This window comes from Kosmotoga sp. DU53 (genome assembly GCF_001639905.1).
Lineage (GTDB): Bacteria > Thermotogota > Thermotogae > Petrotogales > Kosmotogaceae > Kosmotoga > Kosmotoga olearia.
In genome coordinates, this window is the sequence record NZ_JGCK01000072.1 from 1 (window position 1) to 2428 (window position 2428).

Annotated in this window: 5 protein-coding genes; 1 reads left to right on the forward strand and 4 read right to left on the reverse strand. The window is 38.8% G+C overall.

All coding sequences use genetic code 11. From position 1 onward, the window contains the following. The coding region (locus tag DU53_RS12205) for an ATP-binding protein (RefSeq protein WP_235599810.1) at positions 1-129 on the forward strand (129 nt) is incomplete at its 5' end. Positions 130-166: 37 nt separating this feature from the next. Here DU53_RS12205 and DU53_RS10245 read toward each other — a convergent pair. The 4 genes from DU53_RS10245 to DU53_RS10260 all read right to left on the reverse strand — a co-directional run bounded on the left by DU53_RS10245 (position 167) and on the right by DU53_RS10260 (position 2010). Beyond that, positions 167-436: a hypothetical protein gene (locus DU53_RS10245; RefSeq protein WP_063728556.1), complete on the reverse strand. Its 270-nt coding sequence runs from the start codon at positions 434-436 to the stop codon at positions 167-169. A 24-nt stretch (positions 437-460) separates the two neighbouring features. Continuing rightward, the gene (locus tag DU53_RS10250) at positions 461-1186 is read right to left on the reverse strand and encodes a hypothetical protein (protein ID WP_063728558.1); all 726 of its coding nucleotides are present in this window, start codon (positions 1184-1186) and stop codon (positions 461-463) included. Between the two features lie 4 nt (positions 1187-1190). After that, entirely contained in the window at positions 1191-1730 is a 540-nt protein-coding gene (locus tag DU53_RS10255) for a PH domain-containing protein (protein WP_063728560.1), read from the reverse strand. Positions 1731-1794: 64 nt separating this feature from the next. Next, positions 1795-2010, reverse strand: coding sequence for a hypothetical protein (locus DU53_RS10260; protein WP_063728562.1), 216 nt, complete (start codon positions 2008-2010; stop codon positions 1795-1797). Positions 2011-2428 lie beyond the last annotated feature (418 nt).

Here is a 2428-nt window from a genome sequence, read left to right on the forward strand (position 1 = left end):
GAATGGATAAAGATCTTCCATGATAAAGCCCTAACCATGGCATTATTAGATAGAATCACACACAATGCCGTGATTCTCAATATGTCTGGAAGAAGTTACCGAAGAAGGGATATTTTAGAAGATACCTGAGGTGGGTAGCGGGTCATTTCCTTATGGCCCTCCCGGGTCAAAAACCTATTGACTTTATACAAATTGGAGAAATGAAGTAAATATTGATAATTTTCTTCGTGTAATTGTACATCTTTTCAACACAAATTCTTTTTAAATGATGCTTTTCATTTTCAACAACCATCTGAACTACTTCAACTCCAAGAAATGTTTCGAGTTTAGATGTTAAACACAAGTACACTCCTTCTTTCTTTGATTCTATATTAACAATCTGCCTACCGGATAAACGGCCATCAGTATATATGTCATACACATGTGCTACGTTCACAGTGTCACAATACCTCCCTCCGTTTTAATAGATCGATCGCATCTTGCCAGTAACGACGACGATAAGAATACAAAGAAGCATTCCGATCGAAAGCGAATTTATCCATTGCCCAACCATTTCTGGTAATACTCTTAAGTGATATACAAGCGCGCTCACATTTCCTGCTGCATGAAGTAAAATAGCAATCATTAGTCCCAGAACTCCTGGTCTCTTTATACTTTTTCCAAAACCTGTAAGCGCTACCACTGTTAATCCAGCATGTATGAAACTCACTATGAATCGTTCTCCCATAAACCCGCTAAAATAATAAAAAGGCTTACCCTGCATTGCAGGTACCTTTGCGACATTATAGGCAACATACCATATCTCGCCAAGTCCGAATCCAAACCCGAGCATGTATGCTATCCTAAATATTTTTTTGTTGTCCATCTCCCGGATTTTCATGAACAGCGCTGGCACTATCTTCACGATCTCTTCCGTAACAGGCGGTATGAAAAGAAAGATCAAAAGAAAACTCAACGGAACACCAAGCTCAATAGCACCCTGAATATTGAAGATGTCTTTCAAAACTCTCAACAAAGGCATTTTAACGAAAAGATTCACTATCGGACACAACGCAGCTGTTATGGGTAAGAGAAATAAATACCTATCGGTTTTGAGATCGACTTCAAGAAAGTAATAATACAATCCACCCCAAACTACTATGGAAGAAATGGTTGTTATGATAGCCACGATATAAATGGAGTGCATTTTCTCACTCCTTTTCGGTCAAGCCCGCTTTTTGCATCAAGAACTCTTTGAATCCTTCCATATCTTTGGGCGTAATCCCAACTTTTTCTCCGTTTTTCAAATACAGCAACAAGATCCTCCTATTCACCCTTCTTGCGCACATGTAAACTTTTCCTTTATCCAAATATTCCACACGACCTAAAGCGTAACCGGGAAATTTCATGAAACCTTCAGCGGAGGACATTGGATTAACTTTCATATTTTCAATTGCAATTTTTTCAATTTCACTGTATGGAATATCCTTTTTGTACCACCCGCATCTCAAAAGAAGATGGGTATCTGTACAAATGTATTCCATTTTGAAGTAGATAATCACATATAACATAAGTATGATACCAAATCCACAACCAATCAATATCGCTGGAAGAGCTATAAGAAACACGCGCATTGGAGGCTGAAGAAGTAGAAATGCCCAAAGTGGCATAAAGCCAATTATTGCTAGTCCCAAAACAACAATCCATCCCAGGGAGGGAGAGGGTTTTACAACAAGAGTTTCTTCTTTCACAGATACACCTCCTCAGGAAAGCCGGGATTCTCTCGCCTATGAGTTTTTTGTTCAAGAGAGCCTGTCAACAATCAGCAGCATTGTTTACATAAAACACCAGATTGTGTGCTGCCATCATATTCTCCGCCGCTACCATATTGACAAGTGCATATTGGTACGCGGCTGCAACGAAAGCACCTGCAAATACAAGTGCAACTGCTAATACAATAGCCACAGCTGTACAACTATCAGGCCTTGGATCACCTACACTTGTAATGGTTGGTGAAGAGTATTTTCTCACAATTTCACCCCCTATTGAATTCAGTTTACATCATAAAAGAAAACCTCTATAGCAGGAGAATCCCAGCCTAATTCTTTTTTCAGAGTTCCTGCGTGTTTAAAACCAATATTATGAAATTGTTCAAAATGTAATTTGTCGTGAGACAAGCAATATGCATGTATTCTGCTAATATCTTTAAAGAATACATTGAACTGTTTTACTTTTTTTATACACCATCTTGTATAAAGTCAATAGGTTTTTGACCCGGGAGGGCCATAAGGAAATGACCCGCTACCCACCTCAGGTATCTTCTAAAATATCCCTTCTTCGGTAACTTCTTCCAGACATATTGAGAATCACTGGCATTGTGTTGTGATTCTTAATGCTAATAACTGCCATGGTTAGGGCTTTATCATGGAAGATCTTTATCCATTCCGAG